At 40.3% G+C, this 20677-nt stretch carries 15 protein-coding genes; 2 read left to right on the top strand and 13 right to left on the bottom strand.

Annotated elements, in window-relative coordinates; genetic code table 11:
* Positions 1–8: 8 nt before the first annotated feature.
* Complete coding sequence (locus tag L6471_RS06135; protein WP_237797567.1) at positions 9–1958, bottom strand: glycogen debranching enzyme N-terminal domain-containing protein; 1950 nt, start codon at positions 1956–1958, stop codon at positions 9–11.
* A 254-nt stretch (positions 1959–2212) separates the two neighbouring features.
* Here L6471_RS06135 and L6471_RS06130 point away from each other — a divergent pair, with 254 nt between their 5' ends.
* Positions 2213–2914, top strand: coding sequence for a Crp/Fnr family transcriptional regulator (locus L6471_RS06130; RefSeq protein WP_027454146.1), 702 nt, complete (start codon positions 2213–2215; stop codon positions 2912–2914).
* A gap of 43 nt (positions 2915–2957) precedes the next feature.
* Here L6471_RS06130 and L6471_RS06125 read toward each other — a convergent pair whose 3' ends face one another.
* From L6471_RS06125 to gap, 3 genes are all read right to left on the bottom strand, one after another.
* Positions 2958–3893, bottom strand: a complete 936-nt coding sequence (locus L6471_RS06125) for a diacylglycerol/lipid kinase family protein (protein WP_074548577.1) — start codon at positions 3891–3893, stop codon at positions 2958–2960.
* Positions 3874–4833 carry a tRNA (adenosine(37)-N6)-dimethylallyltransferase MiaA gene (miaA, locus tag L6471_RS06120; protein WP_027454147.1) on the bottom strand — a complete coding sequence of 320 codons (960 nt, stop codon included), beginning with the start codon at positions 4831–4833 and terminating at the stop codon, positions 3874–3876. The genes L6471_RS06125 and miaA overlap by 20 nt, the downstream gene beginning before the upstream one ends.
* Before the next feature lie 140 nt (positions 4834–4973).
* The gene (gene gap, locus L6471_RS06115) at positions 4974–6002 is read right to left on the bottom strand and encodes a type I glyceraldehyde-3-phosphate dehydrogenase (RefSeq protein ID WP_006283436.1); all 1029 of its coding nucleotides are present in this window, start codon (positions 6000–6002) and stop codon (positions 4974–4976) included.
* A gap of 290 nt (positions 6003–6292) precedes the next feature.
* On the opposite strand from gap, the gene mscL reads away from it, so the two are divergent.
* The gene (mscL, locus tag L6471_RS06110; protein ID WP_006283435.1) at positions 6293–6721 is read left to right on the top strand and encodes a large-conductance mechanosensitive channel protein MscL; all 429 of its coding nucleotides are present in this window, start codon (positions 6293–6295) and stop codon (positions 6719–6721) included.
* A gap of 326 nt (positions 6722–7047) precedes the next feature.
* Here the strand turns inward: mscL and guaA are convergent, their stop codons facing one another.
* From guaA to axeA1, 9 genes are all read right to left on the bottom strand, one after another.
* Entirely contained in the window at positions 7048–8592 is a 1545-nt protein-coding gene (gene guaA / locus L6471_RS06105; protein WP_006283434.1) for a glutamine-hydrolyzing GMP synthase, read from the bottom strand.
* 25 nt (positions 8593–8617) lie between these two features.
* Positions 8618–9469 carry a sugar phosphate nucleotidyltransferase gene (locus tag L6471_RS06100; protein WP_006283433.1) on the bottom strand — a complete coding sequence of 284 codons (852 nt, stop codon included), beginning with the start codon at positions 9467–9469 and terminating at the stop codon, positions 8618–8620.
* A gap of 65 nt (positions 9470–9534) precedes the next feature.
* A complete protein-coding gene (locus L6471_RS06095; RefSeq protein ID WP_006283432.1) occupies positions 9535–11082 on the bottom strand; it encodes a RapZ C-terminal domain-containing protein in 1548 nt (515 codons plus the stop codon).
* Between the two features lie 9 nt (positions 11083–11091).
* The gene (locus tag L6471_RS06090; RefSeq protein WP_036858286.1) at positions 11092–11319 is read right to left on the bottom strand and encodes a hypothetical protein; all 228 of its coding nucleotides are present in this window, start codon (positions 11317–11319) and stop codon (positions 11092–11094) included.
* A 282-nt stretch (positions 11320–11601) separates the two neighbouring features.
* Positions 11602–13224: a chaperonin GroEL gene (groL, locus tag L6471_RS06085; RefSeq protein WP_006283431.1), complete on the bottom strand. Its 1623-nt coding sequence runs from the start codon at positions 13222–13224 to the stop codon at positions 11602–11604.
* Positions 13225–13257: 33 nt separating this feature from the next.
* Positions 13258–13530, bottom strand: coding sequence for a co-chaperone GroES (locus L6471_RS06080; protein WP_006283430.1), 273 nt, complete (start codon positions 13528–13530; stop codon positions 13258–13260).
* A 144-nt stretch (positions 13531–13674) separates the two neighbouring features.
* Positions 13675–15834 carry a RagB/SusD family nutrient uptake outer membrane protein gene (locus L6471_RS06075; RefSeq protein WP_094448182.1) on the bottom strand — a complete coding sequence of 720 codons (2160 nt, stop codon included), beginning with the start codon at positions 15832–15834 and terminating at the stop codon, positions 13675–13677.
* 17 nt (positions 15835–15851) lie between these two features.
* A complete protein-coding gene (locus tag L6471_RS06070) occupies positions 15852–18884 on the bottom strand; it encodes a SusC/RagA family TonB-linked outer membrane protein (protein WP_006283673.1) in 3033 nt (1010 codons plus the stop codon).
* A 345-nt stretch (positions 18885–19229) separates the two neighbouring features.
* Positions 19230–20669: an acetylxylan esterase AxeA1 gene (gene axeA1 / locus L6471_RS06065; RefSeq protein ID WP_006283672.1), complete on the bottom strand. Its 1440-nt coding sequence runs from the start codon at positions 20667–20669 to the stop codon at positions 19230–19232.
* Positions 20670–20677 lie beyond the last annotated feature (8 nt).

Genomic DNA, 20677 nt, shown 5'->3' with positions numbered 1-20677 from the left:
CCTCCTGATTATAGTCGATATTTTTCTAATAATTGTGAAGCCTCTAATATCTCTGCTACATTTGCAGCAAAAGAGATGGCTCCTCTACTCTTGAATGGTGGGTTACCATCATACAATTCACTGATTGTACCCACACAGTGCTGAGTCATTTCGTCTTCGAAACCCACCATCTGGCGTTCTAAGAAACTCAGACGAGACTGCTTGTATAGTTTCAAACAAGCCTTGGCATAAAAACCAAACAACCATGGCCATGCAGTACCCTGATGATAGGCTAAGTCGCGCTGACTCTGAGGACCAGCATAGATTGGGCGATAACCATCACTCTTTGGTGACAAGCTACGCAACCCCTTTGGAGTAAGCAATTCTCGGGTCACCATATCTAAAATATTCTTCTGCTGTTCATTGGTCAAAGGAGAATAGTCAAAGGCAACAGGGAAAAGCATATTTGGGCGAACACTCCAATCTACTTTCTCACCATCCACATAATCAAAGAGATAACCACACTGATTCAGGAATGTACTACCAAAAGACACTTTACATCTCTCAGCAAGACCTGCCAATTTAGCACGGGCTTCTTCATCTTCATTATATTCGGCCAATTCTGCACAGAAGCAAAGGGCATTATACCATAAAGCATTCACTTCTACGATGTAGCCATTACGTGGAACAACAGGGCGACCTCCTGATACAGAGTTCATCCAAGTCATCGGTGTCTGATCACCACCTTCTACACACAACAGTCCATTCTCCATAAACTTCACATATGGATGTCTGTTCTCTAGATAGAAGTCAATGATAGCACGGGCCAGTTCCTTATATTTCTTTAAAAAGATATCTCTGCCTAAATCGTAAGCAAACTGTTGTAAGCTCCAAATAGCCCAAAGCAATACATCAGGTTTGTCCATTTCATAAATCTTAACCGATAAAGGGCGACCCTCGATAAAATCCATGATACCCTTAGCTGCAGTATCCATGACTTTCTCAAAGTAATCATGCTCTTCTATACCTAAAGTCAAACCAGGTAAAGCGATAAATGTATCACGAGCTCTTACTTTAAACCAAGGATAGCCCGCTAACAGATAAGTTTCACCACTAACTTTATCCTCTAAATGAAATTGGTGAGCGGCATTGATCAAACAATGGAAAAAATTATCACGAGGACTCCTTATTTTCTTCTCCTCATCAAACATTTTCTTGAGTTTGCTCGATTTTATCTCAGAAGTTGAAGCTGAGAATACGATAGATTCACCTTTACGGATATTCATTTCGAAATAGCCCGGCACATAGAGGTCTTCATTAAAATAATAACCTCTTTCTTGCTCCTTGGGATATTCCACTCCACGATACCAATCAGGTTGGAATACAAACTCATTCTTCTTGTTAAACTGCATGTAAAGTTCAGGATAACCTGGATACATACATGTCTTAATACCATTGTCCACTTCCGAATACTCACGATTTGCATAGCCATTTTCATGTGTAAATTCGCGTACACTTCTGAAAGCCAGGAAAGGACGGAAACGTAAAGTTGTTGAAGAATGAGCATCGAGTAAAGTATATTTCAACAGAATGCGATCTTCATAATGTTGAAAAAGAACTTCCTTTTTCAATAGGACACCACCCACTCTGTATATTGTAGTAGGCACGGTATCGCAATCAAATTCCTTGATATACTTATGCCCATTAGGACTAAAGTGATTGCCTTGATACTTATGCAGGCCAAGATTAAACTCAGCGCCATGCTGAATAACTGTAACATCTAATGAAGAAAGCAAGACATGATTATCTTCATCCAGTTCTGGTATCGGAACCACAAGAAGACCGTGATACTTTCTGATATTGCAGTCTACGATAGTCGTGCACGAGTATGCTCCCGAACGATTGGTACGAAGCACCTCCTTCGGCAACGATTCTTGCAAATTAGTCATCAAAGCTTTTTCAAAACGTAGATAACTCATAGACTTATATTAAGGTTTCTAATTTATGTTGATTTTTTTTAAATGTATGATGTGAGTAAAGTTGCATGAGCAGCTACATCAAATCTAATTGCACTCAAAGTTAATATATTTTTTACTCATAACAAAGTAAAAAAAAGATTATTTTCAAAATCGAATTCAGAAATTTACGAATAAAACATATTTTTAGCAAAAAATAGATGCATTTCATTTATTTTATGTACTTTTGCATACAGAAAGGTAAAAAAGATCTGTACATGGCGGCTAAAATAAACCAAGAAAAAGGCAAAGTAATTGAAGATATCGTGTCTCAATGGGGCACTTTATCAGCAGAACATTTGGCTCTTCTTAAAGATAATCTAACGATTACTCACTACAAGAAAAACGATATTATTTATAAAGATTTTGAAAATCCGAAGAATACTTTTTGCCTCATTAGTGGAAAAGTAAAAATTTTTAAAGACGGTATAGGTAGAAATCAAATTGTTAGGGCTATCAAACCTATTGAATTCTTTGGTTATCGTGCGCATTTCGCTCAAGAAGATTATCGAACTTCTGCCATGGCTATAGAGGCTTGTACGATTGCTTCCTTTCCGATTACAATACTGGAAAAATTGATGGAAGAAAATCATCAGATTTGCCTGTACCTTATACATAGTCTTGCACGAGAATTGGGCAATTCTGACGAACGAACTGTTAATCTTACTCAAAAACATATTCGAGGAAGACTGGCTGAAGCTCTTATCTTCTTGAAAGACAATTACGGATTGGAAGAAGATGGCTATACGCTCAGCATATACTTGAGTCGAGAAGATCTGGCTAGCATGTCAAATATGACTACCAGTAATGCTATTCGTACATTGTCGGCATTCGCTACCGAGCAACTCATCGCTATTGATGGTCGAAAAATAAAAATCATCAAAGAAGAGGAATTACGAAAGATATCAACTATGGGTTAACAACCAATAGTATGAGAATACATGATAAAAATCATCAATTTCCTTATTCAGGTATAAGGAAATTGATGATTTCTTGTTCTACGGTTATTTTATAAGAACCTATTGGTGTCTTCATAAGCCTACCATCAATACTGACAAGTGCTTGATTGGAATTAACCACCTCTACCTCTCTTGTACGATAAGGGTGTACACTCTTATGATTCAAAAATTTATTTTTTACTAAGAGATAAAAGCCCTCAAACAGTTGGGTCACTTTTGGCTGATATACTACTGACACATCAAGTAGACCATTATAAGGCACTGCATTAGGAGTTTGACCATAGCCTGAACTATTACCAATACAAACTGTCATTACACGCCTTTTGATCTCGTCCATATTAATCTTCAAATGCATTTTATAATCCAACCGCTGGAATGTCATCAGAAGAAAGGAGAAAAAGAATGACAATGTACGTGATCCCATAAATATATGGCGAGTACGGTTACGAAGGTCGGTCACTGTAGAAAGCAGACCGATATTGACACAATTTAAGAAATAACGGTGACAGTTATCATGATCACGATTTACATATCTGATACACCCTAGATCTACTTTTCGAATACGTCCGGCTTTCAACCACTTGATGGTCTGTTCATAATCTACTTCGTCAAATCCCCAAAAATGTGCAAAATCATTCATCGTACCATTAGGTATCACTCCTAAGGCAACAGAATCTCTTACCTGAGCATCGACAGACATCAGACAGTTTACCGCATCATTCAATGCAGAATCACCCCCCACGATGATAATCGTTTTATACGAATTATTAATCATCATCTTAACCAGACGATCTACACTGTCTGTATTTTCACTCTGAACATAGTCGAAGTCGATGGCGTTATCATGAAGGCAATCTTTTATTTTTTTCCATCGTTTATGATTACGATAACCTCCTTTTGGACAATATATTACGCCCCATTTATTTTCCGTTATTGCCATATTGCATGAGTCGTTTTATTTCATTGACTTTATCTTCTATTGGTAGTAAAGCATCTATCCAATGTATGGTAAATCCTCTGCGTTCCATTCCTCTAAACCAAGTCATCTGTCGCTTGGCAAATTGATGAATGGCAATTTCAAGTTGTCGGAACATCTCTTTGTAAGATAATTTCCCGATAATATATTCTGTAATATATTTATATTCAAGACCATAGTAGATTAAATCTTCTGCAGGTATTCCTCTCTCCAATAAACCTTTGATTTCATCTACCATTCCATGTTCCAAACGGTCTTTTAATCTTCTTGTAATTTTTTCTCTTCTTGCATCCCGGTCTATATTCACACCGATTACCAGTGAATCAATAGAAGGAAATTCTCTTTCCGGAGTAGGATGTTCCAGATTATAAGTTTCGATTTCAATAGCTCGAATAGCTCTCTGTACACTGTCTACATCTGTCTTATTGTGCATATTACTCCCTGTTTTAGTCTTCAGTGCACGTAGTTGTTCTGTCAGTTCCTCTAAAGACTTATCTGCAAGTGCATCTCGCAAAGCCTGATTCTGTGGCACAGGCGATAACATATACCCTTTCAATACAGACTCAATATACAGTCCTGTACCTCCGCAAAGTATCGGAGTAGCCTTTCTCGCCAAAATATCTTCATAGGCCTTCAGAAAATCTGCTTGATAGCGAAAAAGATTATATTTCGTACCAGGCTCACATATATCAATAAGATGATAAGGCACCAAATGCCCATCGATAGTATAATCTTCCAGATCCTTGCCTGTACCGATATCCATACCTCGATATACCTGCCGACTGTCTGCACTGATGATTTCACCACCAATGTCATGTGCCAAGGCTGCAGCCAAAGAAGTTTTTCCACTAGCCGTAGGACCAAGAATAGTAATCATTTTAGATGTTTCCAAATCGTCTTGCATAGAATAACTGCTTCATATTCTCATCTCTCATTCCGCAAATATAATCAATTTTTAGTACACCTGCAAAAAAGAGTATAAAAAAACCGCTCAGCCATAAAGCTGAGCGGCTATATGATGTATAATCAAGTGCTAAACTTGGATTAAGCCAACTCTGCGAAGTACTTGATTGTACGAACCATCTGAGAAGTATAAGAGTTCTCATTGTCGTACCAAGAAACTACCTGTACCTGGTATGTATCATCATCGATCTTAGATACCATAGTCTGAGTAGCGTCGAAGAGTGAACCGAAACGCATACCGATGATATCAGAAGAAACGATCAGATCCTCGTTGTAACCGAAAGACTCAGTAGCAGCAGCCTTCATTGCAGCGTTGATACCCTCAACAGTTACATCCTTACCCTTAACAACAGCGATCAAGATAGTAGTAGAACCTGTTGGAGTTGGAACACGCTGTGCTGAACCGATCAACTTACCGTTCAACTCAGGAATAACGAGACCGATAGCCTTAGCAGCACCAGTTGAGTTAGGAACGATGTTGCAAGCACCTGCACGTGAACGACGGAGGTCACCCTTACGCTGTGGACCGTCAAGAATCATCTGGTCACCTGTATAAGCGTGAATTGTAGACATAATACCGCTCTGGATTGGAGCATATGCGTTCAAAGCAGCAGCCATAGGAGCCAAGCAGTTAGTTGTACAAGAAGCAGCAGAAATAATGTTATCGTTAGCTGTCAAAGTCTTGTGGTTTACATTGTAAACGATTGTTGGAAGATCGTTACCAGCTGGAGCAGAGATAACTACCTTCTTAGCACCTGCTGCAAGGTGAGCAGAAGCCTTCTCCTTAGATGTATAGAAACCTGTACATTCGAGAACTACGTCTACCTTGTTAGCAGCCCATGGGCAGTTAGCAGCGTCCTTCTCAGCAGAGATCTTAATCTCCTTACCGTCAACGATGATAGAGTTTTCTGTTGCCTCTACAGTGTGCTTACCTTCACCGTATTTACCAGCGAAACCACCCTGAGCGGTATCATACTTCAAAAGGTGAGCAAGCATCTTAGGGCTTGTCAAGTCGTTGATTGCTACAACTTCATAACCTTCAGCCTCAAACATCTGACGGAATGCGAGACGGCCGATACGACCGAAACCATTAATAGCTACATTTACCATTTCTTTTTATTTTTATTAAAGGTTTAAAAATATATCAAATCTTTTTGCCTTATTACAGTGCACCTTATTATATACGAAATACGTCTTAAGATAACACTATATCAGCATTTTTTTATTTTAACGGTAGCAAAGATACAATTTTTTTTCTATATTTGCATGGAGAATTCTCATTAAATTATCCAAAAAGATGGGTTTCTAACTTCTTTTTATGGCATTTTTTAATAGAAAGGTAGCTGACTGTTAAGTCTATGTTGCAAAACACGATTTCAAGTTTTTAAAATAAAAAAGTTATGGGAAAATTAATTCAAGAGTTTAAAGACTTTGCCGTAAAAGGTAATGCCGTGGATATGGCTGTCGGTGTTATCATCGGTGGTGCTTTCGGCAAGATTGTTACGAGTATTGTAGATGATATCATTATGCCTCCTATCGGATGGCTTATCGGTGGTGTAAACTTTAGCGACCTGAAGGTTACATTGCCTCAAGTTGAAATTCCAGGATTGGAAAAGTTAGCTCCTGCTACTATCAACTATGGCAATTTTATCCAGACTCTTATTGACTTTGTTATTATTGCCTTATGTGTTTTCCTTCTCGTTAAGGGCATAACTAAACTAACTCGCAAGAAGAAGGAAGAAGAGGCTGCAACTCCTCCTACTCCGCCAGAGCCTACTAAGGAAGAGTTACTTCTCACTGAAATCAGAGATTTACTGAAGAATAAATAGGGAGACCCTCCCCGCCCTCCCTGCAAGGGAGGGTGAACAACTCTGCATATGTCGGGGGGATTTCAGGGGAGACCCTCCCCGCCCTCCCTGCAAGGGAGAGTGAACAACTCTGCGTATGTCGGGGGGATTTCAGGGGAGACCCTCCCCGCCCTCCCTGCAAGGGAGAGTGAACAACTCTGCGTATGTCGGGGGGATTTCAGGGGAGATAAATATAAACAGAACAGCCGATGCTAATGGCATCGGCTGTTCTGTTTATATTTACCCCCTCCTTTTCTGTATGAACTCCCTCCCTTACAGGGAGGGCTGGAGTGGGTCTCCAAGTTTCCTTATTCCCACTCAATAGTCGAAGGTGGTTTTGATGAGATATCATAACAAACGCGGTTTACGCCTTTTACCTTATTGATAATCTCATTGCTCACCTTAGCCATAAAATCGTATGGCAGATGTGCCCAGTCAGCAGTCATTGCATCTGTACTAGTAACAGCACGAAGTGCTACTGGATGCTCATAAGTACGCTCGTCACCCATCACTCCCACACTACGTATAGTAGAGAGTAACACGGTACCGGCCTGCCAAATATGATCATACAGACTAGTTCCATCAGGCATAGTATAATTATGCATATTCTCGATATAGATATCGTCTGCATCCTGAAGGATACGCACTTTCTCACGAGTAACATCACCTAAAATACGTACAGCAAGACCTGGACCAGGGAATGGATGACGCTTAATTAAGCGCTCTGGCATACCTAGCTCATAACCTACACGACGAACTTCATCTTTGAAGAGCCACTTCAAAGGTTCACAAAGCTGCAAGTGCATTTCCTTAGGAAGACCACCTACATTATGGTGACTCTTGATGACCATACCGGTTATACTCAAACTCTCAATACGGTCTGGATAGATCGTACCTTGAGCTAACCATTTAGCATCAGTAATCTTTTTAGCTTCTGCATTAAATACCTCAACGAAGTCACGACCAATAATCTTACGTTTTTGCTCTGGATCAGTTACACCTTCAAGATCCTTGAAGAACTTCTCACTAGCATCAACACCGATTACATTAAGGCCAAGACCATTGTAAGCTTCCATTACCTTCTTGAACTCATCTTTACGAAGCATACCATGATCTACAAAGATACAGGTAAGATTCTTGCCAATAGCCTTGTTCAACAAGGTAGCACAAACAGAAGAGTCTACACCACCTGAGAGTCCGAGAATTACACGGTCATTACCCACCTGTTCCTTCAGCTGTTGTACAGTAGTTTCCACGAAAGAAGCAGCACTCCATTCCTGACGACTACCACAGACATCAACAACAAAATTCTTCAGCAATTGTGTACCCTGAGTAGAATGGAAAACCTCAGGATGGAACTGTACACACCATACACGTTTATCTTCATTGGCATAGGCAGCATATTTTACATCATTAGTAGATGCCGTAACACGATACCCTTCAGGAATAGCAGTGATGGTATCACCATGGCTCATCCATACCTGAGAACCTTTTTCAAAGCCCTTGAAGATAGCAGTTTCAGTGTCAATAGTTTCCAGATTAGCACGGCCATACTCACGTGTACCCGTTTGCTCAACCTTTCCACCTTGTGCATAAGAAATAAACTGTGCACCATAGCAGATACCTAATACTGGATATTTACCGATAAACTGATTCAAGTCTACCTTGAATGCCTCCTTATCATGTACAGAATAAGGACTACCACTAAGGATGACGCCGATTACACCTTCGTCATCTTTTGGAAATTTGTTGTACGGTAAAATCTCGCAGAAGGTGTCAAGTTCACGGACACGACGACCAATAAGCTGTGTGGTCTGAGATCCGAAATCGAGGATAATAATCTTCTGTTGCATTTTATAAATATGTTATTTATTGGGATTATAACGTATTCAGAAAGTCTTCTGCCTGCTTCAAAGTATCCTGTTTGCCCACGTCCATCAATCGGAGGTCATTTTTTACATAACCTCTGATGACAGCCTTGTCACAGTTTTGCAGATAGAAGTCCATAATTGGGAATTTCTCCGGATAGCTTTCCATCAACGAGAAAAGGCGAGGAGAAAAAGTATGTATGCCACTGAAAGCATACAGTTGATAGTGAAGTGTAGAAAGCGGCGAGTTTGTTGGTGTAGAAGTATGTATCGCTGATAGCTGAGCTTTGAGGGATTCAACGTTTTCTGCTATCTCCGTTTTGACTTCTTCAAACGGACTCTTCACTTCTCCGGTTTCTATATTCACCCATCCGACGAGAAGCATGTCATTATTGAAGACCAAATAGCGTTTGGTTTTACGCCAACTCATTAATAATGTAGCATCTGCCTGAATATGAGGAACACCACACTCCTGACACATGATACGAGGATTTAAGTGATAGAACTTCTTCAAGTCGACATTACTCAATATGTCTACATTATGAATAAGGATAGGTGTTAAAGGACTAAACAGCTTGCGAGCATGAAGTATGCCACCTCCCGTCTCTAATAATTCGGCCGTCTCATCACTGATACGGATATCCATGCCGAAATTATCATTTTCTTTCAGATAATCAACAATCATATCTGAAAAATGATGAACATTAATAATAATACGGGTAACGCCAGCTGCTTTAAGTTTGAAAATGACACGACGCAAAAGCGGTTCTCCTCCTACCCTTACCAATGCCTTTGGCATATGATCCGTAAGAGGTTTCAATCGGGTACCTAACCCAGCCGCAAAAATCATTGCTTGCATCATCTTCTACTTTTTAATGCGTGCAAATTTAATCATTTTTCATGAGACTACCAAAAGATAACCCGCGATTATTGTTCGCGGGCTGGTAATATCTGGTGAATATGCTGTTCACGATGGGTAATCTCTACTTCGATACCAAACTTCTCGTGGATATGTTCGGCTAGATGTTGACAGCTATATACACTTCGATGTTGTCCTCCGGTACAACCAAAACAGAACATCAAACTGGTAAAGCCTCGTTGTATATAGCGCTCCACATGATGATCGGCCAATTGATATACGCTCTTCAGGAATGTCAGAATCTCACCATCATCTTCAAGGAATCGGATAACAGGTTCGTCTAGACCTGTAAGCTTTTTATAAGGTTCGTAACGACCTGGGTTATGCGTACTTCTACAGTCGAAGACATAGCCACCACCATTTCCTGATGGGTCTTCTGGTATACCTTTGTGGAATGAGAAGCTATAGACGTGCACGACCAATGGACCTTTACCTTCGTATTTTGAAAAAGTTGCTGGTCCATCTTGTGGATGAGCTTGATAAATATTGTTATCTGCCACCTTATAACCATCTGCACGAGTCAACGCAGGCTGTTCTATTCGTGCAAACTGAGGTAGTTCTGTTAATCGACGCAACATATCCATCATATATGGATAAGGGAACACTTTATCACCCAGTGCTATTAAATCACGAAGATTCTGAATAGCAGGCGGAATAGAATCGATAAAATGTTTTTTACGCTCAAAATAGCCTCTGAAACCATATGCTCCTAAAACTTGAAGGGTACGGAAGAGCACAAATAGAGAGAGTCGACGTACGAAGTGGCGCTCACTTGGCACTTCGATATAATTCTTCAGACTATTGTAATATTCCATAATCAGCTGGCGACGCATCTTAAAAGAATAATGTGCGGAAGCCTGCCATAAGAATGAAGCCAGATCATAATAAAATGGTCCTTTTCGCCCTCCTTGATAGTCAATAAAGTACGGATTTCCTTCTGAATCCAACATTATATTGCGTGCCTGGAAATCACGATACAAGAAACATTCCATCTTCTCAGATGTCAAGTCTTTGGCAAACAGACGAAAGTTTGCTTCAAGCTTTAATTCATGGAAATCTAAATCTGTAGGTTTCAAGAAACAATACTTGAAATAATTCAAGTCAAAAAGTACTCCAGCCTCATCAAATTCTGGTTGTGGATAACAATTACTCCAGTCTAATTCGCGTGCACCACGAATCTGAATATTGGGTAATTCACGGATAGTCTTCAATAGAAGTTCATATTCTTTCTGATTATATCTGCCTCCTGCTTCTCTACCACCACGAATGGCGTCGAAAAGGGATACTCCACCTAAATCTGTCTGGATATAACGAAGTTCATCCGCACTAACTGCTAGAATCTTTGGTACAGGCAGTTGGCGCTTGGTAAAATGACGGGTAAGATAAACAAATGCATGATCTTCATCACGACTCGTGCCCACAACACCGATAACCGAGTGGCCATCATCATCAAACATACGATAATACTGGCGATTACTACCCTGACCAGCTAGTTGTTCTACACGAGCAGGTTTCTTACCACTCCATTGCTCAAATAATTCAACAAGTTTTTCCATCTTTCCTTCTTATTCCTCCCTGTTTTTTTCTTCGTCTTTTTTTCTACGTTTTTCTGCCAATTTCTGATCAGCAACCTGTGCATAATGATCGCCAACCAACAATAATAACAGAATACCTACAGTTATCAACAAGGGGTGAACCAGATGAAGAACGAAACTCGTAATAAAGTAAATCAAACCAATGACAAAAGCAAAGCCGATAAACTTTTTCCAGTCGATATCAATTTTCTGTTTCATATGGTTGCAAAGATACAAAAAAAAATCGGATGTCGTCACGACAACCGATTTTCAAAAACAAACTACTTAAAAACTAATCTACTAAAACAAATCAAAAAAATATCTTTATTCGGAAAATTCCGATACTTTCTTTACTTATTACACTGCAAAGATAAATGTTTTAAAAATAACCACAAAACATTTTTGCAAAAAAATGTTCTACCTATTATAAAAATAATAAAAAAGGGACAGATCTTTAAGACCCATCCCTATTTTTGTTATCTATGGTTTACAATTATAGGCTTACATCATGCCTGGAGCAGCTGGACTCATTGGAGCAGGATCTGCTGCAGGTTTGTCTACCAATACACACTCTGTTGTCAAGAACAAGCCTGCGATAGATGCAGCATTCTCGAGAGCGACACGCTCTACCTTAGCAGGGTCAACGATACCAGCGGCACGAAGATCCTCGTAGATATCCTTACGAGCATTGTAACCGAAGTCACCTTCACCCTCTTTTACTTTGTTTACGACTACAGAAGGCTCACCACCTGCATTACGTACAATCTGGCGAAGTGGCTCCTCAATAGCACGCTCAACAATCTTGATACCAGTTGTCTCGTCAGCAGTTTCACCTTCAAGACCCTTCAAAGCTTCGAGTGCACGGATGTAAGTAGAACCACCACCTACAACAACACCCTCTTCGATAGCAGCACGAGTAGCGCACAAAGCATCGTCTACACGATCCTTCTTCTCTTTCATCTCTACCTCAGAGTTAGCACCTACATAAAGAACTGCTACACCACCAGCCAATTTAGCCAGACGCTCCTGCAGTTTCTCTTTATCGTATGAACTCTTAGTATTTGCGATTTCATTCTTAATCTGAGCTACACGATCAGCAATATTTTCTTTCTGACCTGCACCATTAACGATGGTAGTATTGTCCTTATTAACAACTACCTTCTCAGCAGAGCCCATCATCTCGAGAGTAGCCTGCTCAAGTTTCAAGCCCTTCTCTTCGCTGATAACAACACCACCAGTCAATACAGCGATATCCTCAAGCATTGCTTTACGACGATCACCGAAACCTGGAGCCTTAACAGCACAAATCTTCAAGCCACCACGAAGACGGTTTACTACCAATGTTGTCAATGCTTCAGAGTCAACATCCTCAGCGATAACCAACAAAGGACGACCGCTCTCTGCTGCAGGCTGAAGTACTGGCAAGAATTCTTTCAAGTTACTGATCTTCTTGTCATAGATAAGAATGTATGGATTATCCATTACACACTCCATCTTGTCAGCATCTGTCATGAAGTATGGAGAAAGGTAACCACGATCGAACTGCATACCTTCTACTACACCGATATTGGTATCACGGCTCTTACTCTCCTCGATAGTAATCACACCATCTTTAGAAACTTTACGCATAGCATCAGCGAGCAATTTACCAATTTCAGGATCATTGTTAGCAGAAACAGTAGCAACCTGCTCTATCTTATCATAGTTATCACCTACCTGCTCAGCATGATTCTTGATATAATCTACGACAGCCTTAACAGCTTTATCGATACCACGCTTCAAGTCCATTGGGTTTGCACCTGCAGTAACATTTTTCAGACCTTCTGTTACGATAGCCTGTGTCAAGATAGTAGCTGTTGTTGTACCATCACCTGCATCATCACCAGTCTTACTTGCAACGCTCTTAACCAACTGTGCACCAGTGTTTTCGAACTTATCTTCAAGTTCTATTTCTTTAGCTACAGTTACACCATCCTTTGTAATCTGAGGAGCACCGAATTTCTTTTCGATAACTACATTACGACCCTTAGGACCGAGAGTTACTTTTACAGCGTTAGCCAACTGATCTACGCCCTTTTTGAGAAGGTCGCGTGCATCCATATCAAACTTAATATCTTTTGCCATGATTTCTTTACTTTTTAATGATTATACAAATAATTAGTCTTCTACGATAGCTAAAACATCGCTCTGACGCATCATGAGGTATTTCTCACCATTTGCCTCAAGCTCTGTACCAGCATACTTACCATAAAGAACAACATCGCCTTCTTTCAGGATCATCTGTTCGTCCTTTGTACCCTGACCTACAGCGACAACTTTACCACGCTGTGGTTTTTCTTTAGCTGTATCAGGGATAATGATTCCACCTACTTTTTCTTCAGCTGGTGCAGGAAGTACCAGCACTCTGTCTGCTAATGGTTTAATGTTCATGATTTTATATTTTTATTTGTTATTTTAATACCTGGGTGCTAATCTATCATTTAGCGCTCGACCATTATTATACATAAAGTGTGCCAAAAAAAGCGTGTGACAAATTTGTCACACGCTATACTGACAATTTTGTCACACGACAGCTTAATAACCTGGATTCTGCCACATATTAGCAGAAGCCGTACTATACTGAATTACTCCATCTGCATCTTGACTATAGGTCTCACTGCTCAAATTAGTATCCGATTCTAATTCATAGCTTGGAATAGGACGATAATAGTGCTTCAAGGCTATATTACCAGATCCTTGCGCATTATATTTCTTCACGTGGTCGAGCAAAGTATGAGTACGTTTCAGATCAAACCATCTCTGATATTCGCCACAGAGTTCGAGGGCACGTTCTTTCAAAATGGTTTCTATCGTTACAGTACCTGATATCGTATTGTCCTTACCCGAAATAGCACGAACGGTACGAAGCGCATTAATGGTAGCAAGTGCAGAACTATTGTCACCGGTTTGCATCTCTGCTTCAGCCTCGATAAGATACATTTCTGCCAGACGGAGTACCATGATATCACGATAAGAACAGTCGTATGTAGGATAGTCCGTATCATATTGGTCATCCAGGAATTTTCGAATACCAGGATAAGAACACCAGCCGCCTATTTTATATGAATTGTAGCGACTGTCTCCATATACATCTGAGGTTTTCTTAGCCGACTCCGTAGGAAGAGCTGTTGCAGGATCGTTAGAAGTATAAACAGGAATATCACCACCACTGGCAAACTGGATACGATATTTATTCTTAGCCTCAGCTTGTGCAGCCTGTCCCTCTTGAGAGTCACCATCGAGCAGACTATATACGATAGCAGCTCCACCACCATTGAAATAATTTCCATCGGCATTGTAAACAGAATCATAATCTGCAAAGTCTTGATCTGCCATATTTGGATAATTAGTAGCATTACCAGCCAAATCCTTAGGAATACGATAACTGGTAAGCATAGTACCCTGATAACGCTGATCGGTTTCCTTTACCTCATCCAAGAGCTGCCACAAGTACAACGATGGCAGATAACGAGTAAAGCCACGGCCGTAAGGAGAATAATAAGGACCCACTGTAACTTTTTCGCCTGTTGTAGCACTCACGATATAGTCATTACGACTACTACTAGTTGCATCGGTTACACGTACAAATACCTGGTTTTTATTCTGGCCACTACCGCCCAAATCACTGGCACCATTATTCCACATGCTGACAAACATTAAGTTCATCGCACTACCACCATTCTTACTATAGCCACGGCGAGTTAACAACGAGTTATACTCTTCATGATCTCCATCTTCATCCGTACTAAAGCGATAAGGAACACAGTTATCATAACCAGAACTGAGCGTATTGCCATAATGTACGCGGAACAACGACTCTGAATTATTTTCCTCGTTGTTCAAATTCCACGTATCAGAATAGCGTGTGTATAAACTAGCACCCGAACTACTAATAACGTCCTTAGCAGCATTCAAGGCTTCAGTATACAGATTACCATAACCGTCTACACTATTAGCCCCTAACCACGATGCAGCATACAGAGCGACACGAGCATATAGAGCCTCGGCAGAATAGTAATAAGCACGACCGGTACCCGTTGCATTCGACTGAGACATGATACCCGCACTCTTATATTTTTCCATAGCCAATTTCAAATCATCTAAGATATGACCATAGACCACATTTTCTGGTTGACGTACAGGAGTTGTACTCACCGTCGTTATTGGTTCTGAATTATAAGGAATAGGGCCCCACAAAGCCACCATCTGTGAGTAATATAGCGCTCTCAAGAAATAAGCATCTGCTTCATAAGCGGCTTTCTGCGTATCATCAATAGCCGAACTTTCTTCCACATATTTCAAAGTATTGTTACAAACATCTATTCCTGCGTAAAACAACTCCCAGTACTGATCCAGACAAGGATTATTATTAACAGCATTGGTACCCGAAGTAGAAGAAAATCCATAACTTTCAGCAGAAAGGTCATAGCTGCAGAGCGATTTCTGTTTATTATCATAGCCATAATAAAACAAATCAGACCCCATCTCTGCCAAACCGAGAGAAGGTTCTTTGCCCCACCAACCACGAGCATACGCATATGCTGAAGATACCAGACCATCGATACCTGAAGCCGTATTATAGGCCAAATCTGCAGTTGTTCCCGTTTTATTATCCTCAGTCAAATAGTCAGAACAAGAGGTCGCCGTTACTCCGAGAACTGAGACAGCGAGAAATAAACCATATATTGTTTTCATGCTAAGATTGTTTAGAGTTAGAATGTTACATTAAGACCTACTACCACCTGTTTCTGCAGAGGGAATGTTACAGCACCGCCACGTTCTGGATCATAGTCACCAAAACGGCTGAATGTAAAGAAGTTTTTCAGAGAACAATATACACGGGCATTGCTAGCAAGGACCTTTTTCAACAAAGGTTTAGGCAGATTGTAAGACAGTGTAATGTCTTTAATTTTAAAATAATCAGCCTTTTGCATGGCGATAGCGTTCTTAAAGGCCGTTGATGATTGTCCTGATGCACCTGGAGATGGTATGGTGGTATCTGTGTTATCAGGTGTCCAATAATCCAAATCTCCCCAGTTAGAACCATCATAGGTATAGAGAGTATAGGCACTGTAATACATATAGCCTCCAAGACGGGCCATGGTAGAAATACTCAAATTAAAGTCCTTATAGGTCAAAGAGGTATTCAAGCCCAAGATGGCTTTTGGCGAACGATTATATACTATTTTATCATCATCATTGATTACGCCATCATTATTTTGGTCTACTACTTTTGGTGTACCAGGATCTCCATAATCATCGTATGGCTTTGTAAAGGTTAGTCCCTTGCTGGTATAGTTTTCTTCTACATACTGGTCAAACTCTCCTACTCCCCAACAATTTTCTACTTGATAGGTATAATAAGCCGAAACTGGCGAACCTACCTTCAGTATGTTATAATTGTCAGATACATATTGTGTAATACCATCAGACAGTTCATCTACATAATCACGTGAGAAAGTGGCAGAGGCACTGACATCCCATCTGAAATTTTTGTTCTGCACAGGTACTGCTCCCAGGGAAATTTCGAAACCATGGCCACTGGTTTCGCCCACATTATCCAACTGACTGGTATATACAGAAGAGGCCGGTGCCGTCTTATAATACAGCAAATCGTACGTATGCGTTTTATAATAATCAAAGCTACCATACAGTCTGCTACCTAATACCGACCAGTCCAAACCGAAATCAAGAGAAGCAGTCTTCTCCCATGTAAGATCTTCATTGGCCATAGTCATTGGCGCCTGGTCTGTAGAGTTCGGCAGAATAGACGATATCGTAGCTAAAGTCTGATAAGCACTGATGGCAGAGTTACCCGACAAACCCCACGAAGCACGAACCTTTAAGTTATCCAACCACGACTTGGTATTTCGCATAAAATTTTCTTCGCTTATACGCCAGCCCGCACTGAAAGAAGGGAAATAGCCCCACTTATGTCCATCTGCAAGAACAGAAGAACCATCAGCACGGATAGAAGCCTGGAAAAGATATTTAGAGTCATAAGAATAATTGACACGTCCAAAGAAAGATACCATATTGCTCTTGACATAAGAACTTGTCGCTGTAGGACTGGTAATCTTTGAAACATCATAAAACGAACTTGTATAGTAATGTTCTTGTCCTGCCTCTCCAGAGATACTACTGGTTTCTTTTACCGTCTGTGTCATTTCATGACCCAGTAAGAAGTTGAAATCATGTACCTTATTAAGGGTAAAATTATAATTAGCCGTATTCTGCCATACATATTTGGTAGAAATAGAAGATGCATTACTGATATACGTTGTCTTAGAACTCTGGTAACGGCCCTGACTCTCGTAATCCTGATACAACCCATCTCTCGAATTGTTACGATCTAATGTAAACTGAGACCTAAAATTGAAGCCCTTAAATGGAGTAAGTTCTGCATAAGCACTACCAAAGAAACGTGTAGTCTCTACATTACGCTGATAGTTGCCATTTTCGTCCATCAAAGGCGAACAATGCGCTATATACCATGGGTTAGGAGTTGCATTGATAGAACCATCACTGAGATAAGCATGGGTAATAGAAGTCATCTTCTGAGCCTGACCGAACACACCACTATTTCGCTTATCATTATCCTTATATACATACGACAAGCTTGCACCCACTTTAACCAGTTTGTTAATACGATGATCGATATTAGCTCTACCTGTATATCGGTTATATTGATCACCATCCATCAGACCCTGATCAATCATATCAGACAGCGAGACATTGAAATTCGTTTTCTCACTACCACCCTGTATAGATACTTCATAATTTTGAGATACACTATTCGTCAGGATCATATCCAGCCAATCGGTATACGATTTGTCATTATAGATAGAAAGAGTAGAAGTACCATCATCCAGATATTCACCCAACACATCCTCAGCAGTCGTTGTCTTTGACGCTGAACTCCAGTCACCAGAAGAAAGCATATTCTTATAATCTTTGGCATCTATCATGCGTTGTACTTCCTTGTCACCATACATGGACTTGGTAACACCCGTAGCACTATTAAAAGAAAGATAACCATTGAAACTAACCGATGTACGACCAGCCTTACCACGCTTGGTAGTAATAATGATGACACCATTAGCACCCTTAGTACCATAGATTGCTGTAGATGCTGCATCCTTCAAGATATCCATCGACTCAATATCGCTGGCAGGAATATCCAGAGTAGAACCATATTCTACTCCATCCACCAAGATCAAAGGATTATTAGAAGCCAATAGAGAACGATTACCACGAAGCGTCATACTGACACCCGAACCAGCCTGTCCGTCACTCTGCTGAAGATCTACACCCGGCACCTTTGCTTGCATGGCTTGAAGGGCATTTGCACTAGCCACCTGATTAATGTCTTTCGTGTTGACACTAGCTACAGAACCCGTCAGGTCTTTCTTTTTCATCGTACCATAACCGATAACGACCACCTCATCCAGATTTTGGTTATCCTCCTTCATGGTAAGGTTAATCGTGGTACGATTACCAATCGTTACGACCTGCTCTTGATAACCGACATAGCTTACTGTTAACTTAGAATTGGGGTTAACATTAGAAATCGTGTAATTACCATCAAGATCAGTTACAGCTGCAGACCGACCGTTAATCATAATTGTCACACCAATCATTGGTTCACCGTTAACATCTTTCACGGTACCCGTAACTTGTCTTTGCTGTGCTAAAGCCGGCATACAAGTCAGGCCTAAACATAAAGCCATAGAGGCTTCTTTCATTTTTAGGTACATATTAGCGTTGTATTAGTTATTAATAAATGTGGAACATGATACAAAAAGGGAAGTCTTGTAGAAGAAGGCAAGACTGATTTGCTTTAGGTATTTGTTCGCTTCAATTAGATTGTTTTGTCTAGTTTAGTTGATGCTTCAAAAGTAAAAAAAATAATTCGCGATGAAATAAGACCCTTTTTATTTTAAGGTTTTTATATATTAAGAAGGGCTTTTTTAAATAACTTTTCTTAAAATGTGACACTACGCACAAGGCACAAAAAAAACTGCTGATGCTTCATGCACCAGCAGTTATATCCGTGTGAAAGTACCACACTTCATCTCATATTATTTTAATTATTTTTTCTTTTTCTTTGAATTCTTAGCCGAAGACGCATCTTTGAGAAGAGTCTGACTAATAATCGTAGCCATCTGGGTAGCTCCTTGTATAGAAGGATGCACACCGTCTGCCTGGAATTGTTTACCATCTTCATTCTTGAAGAGATCACGCATTTCTATAACCTCCAGTTTATTTTTCTTGGCTATTTTACGAATCATCGGGATAATTTCCTGGAATGTTTCCTCCTTCATATCCCATTTCACATTGGTACCAATTGGTGTAACCAGGATAATACGAGGATTAGTTGGCAGAGCTTTCAGGCTATCAATCAATTGCTGATAATCTGCATGAAACTCATTCTTATGAGCCCAATTATACCCTTTTACGTCATTCGTTCCTAATTTCACTATAGCGATATTAGGCTCGAAAGCCAAGGCATCATGCCAAGCCTCTTCTTTCTGGTAAGGCAAATCACCTTTATTTAATAAAGTACGCCCACTAACGCCAAAGTTCTTGACGTTATAATTACTACCTAATTTTTTCTGCAACACAGCAGGATAGCCTAAGTTATCAGCCATATCAATACCAAAACCATCTGTTATTGAGTTACCAATGCAAGCTACACGTACCGCATCTGCCTTTGGTGAAGGGAGTGCATTCAGCCAGTTGGTTAACTCAGTCAACATTTGGTCATGGTAAGCATAGTTCGTACGAAATCCAAAACCGTGACCGCCACTAGGATAAATATAAAGTGAACAGTTATTACCAGCTCTGCGCATAGCACTATAATAAGCCACACCGTTGGTTACAGGAGGCACTACCCGGTCGTCATTGGCAAGAAGGATAATGGCTGGAGGAGTCAAGTGACGTTTAACAGAATTAAAATTACTGAATGATTTTACCAACTCTTTATCGGCTTTTTTTTCACCTAGGAATCCATTAACACTACCTTTATGTGTATCCCGCTCATTCATAGAGACAACAGGATAGAATAAGATCGTGAAGTTAGGGCGAACTTTCCAGTCTGCGTGAGTACTCACCGAAGAAGCCAAATGGCCACCTGCCGAGAATCCCATAATACCCACATCATACGGATTCACATGCCATACACTGGCACTATCTCTTACCGTTTGGATAGCGTGATAAGCATCACCCAACGGAATAGTACGGTCCCCATTTGGCATACGGTATTTCAGTACGAAATAAGCTATACCCTGACTATTAAAATATTCGGCCCATTGATGCCCTTCGTGGTCCATAGCCAAATGAGAATAGCCACCACCCGGACAGTCTACAATAGCTCTACCTGTAGCCTTGCTGGCATCTGGCAGATAAGCATAAACAACCGACTGTCCATCTGTAGAATTTTTCCATTCAAATTTTCGAACCGTAGACTGTGCCATCATCGTAGATGACAACCACAGCATAGCCACAGCTAAAAATAAATTCCTCTTCATGAGTGTAA

The organism is Segatella bryantii, from assembly GCF_022024215.1.
GTDB lineage: Bacteria > Bacteroidota > Bacteroidia > Bacteroidales > Bacteroidaceae > Prevotella > Prevotella bryantii.
This window is presented reverse-complemented; position numbering and strand designations above follow the sequence as displayed.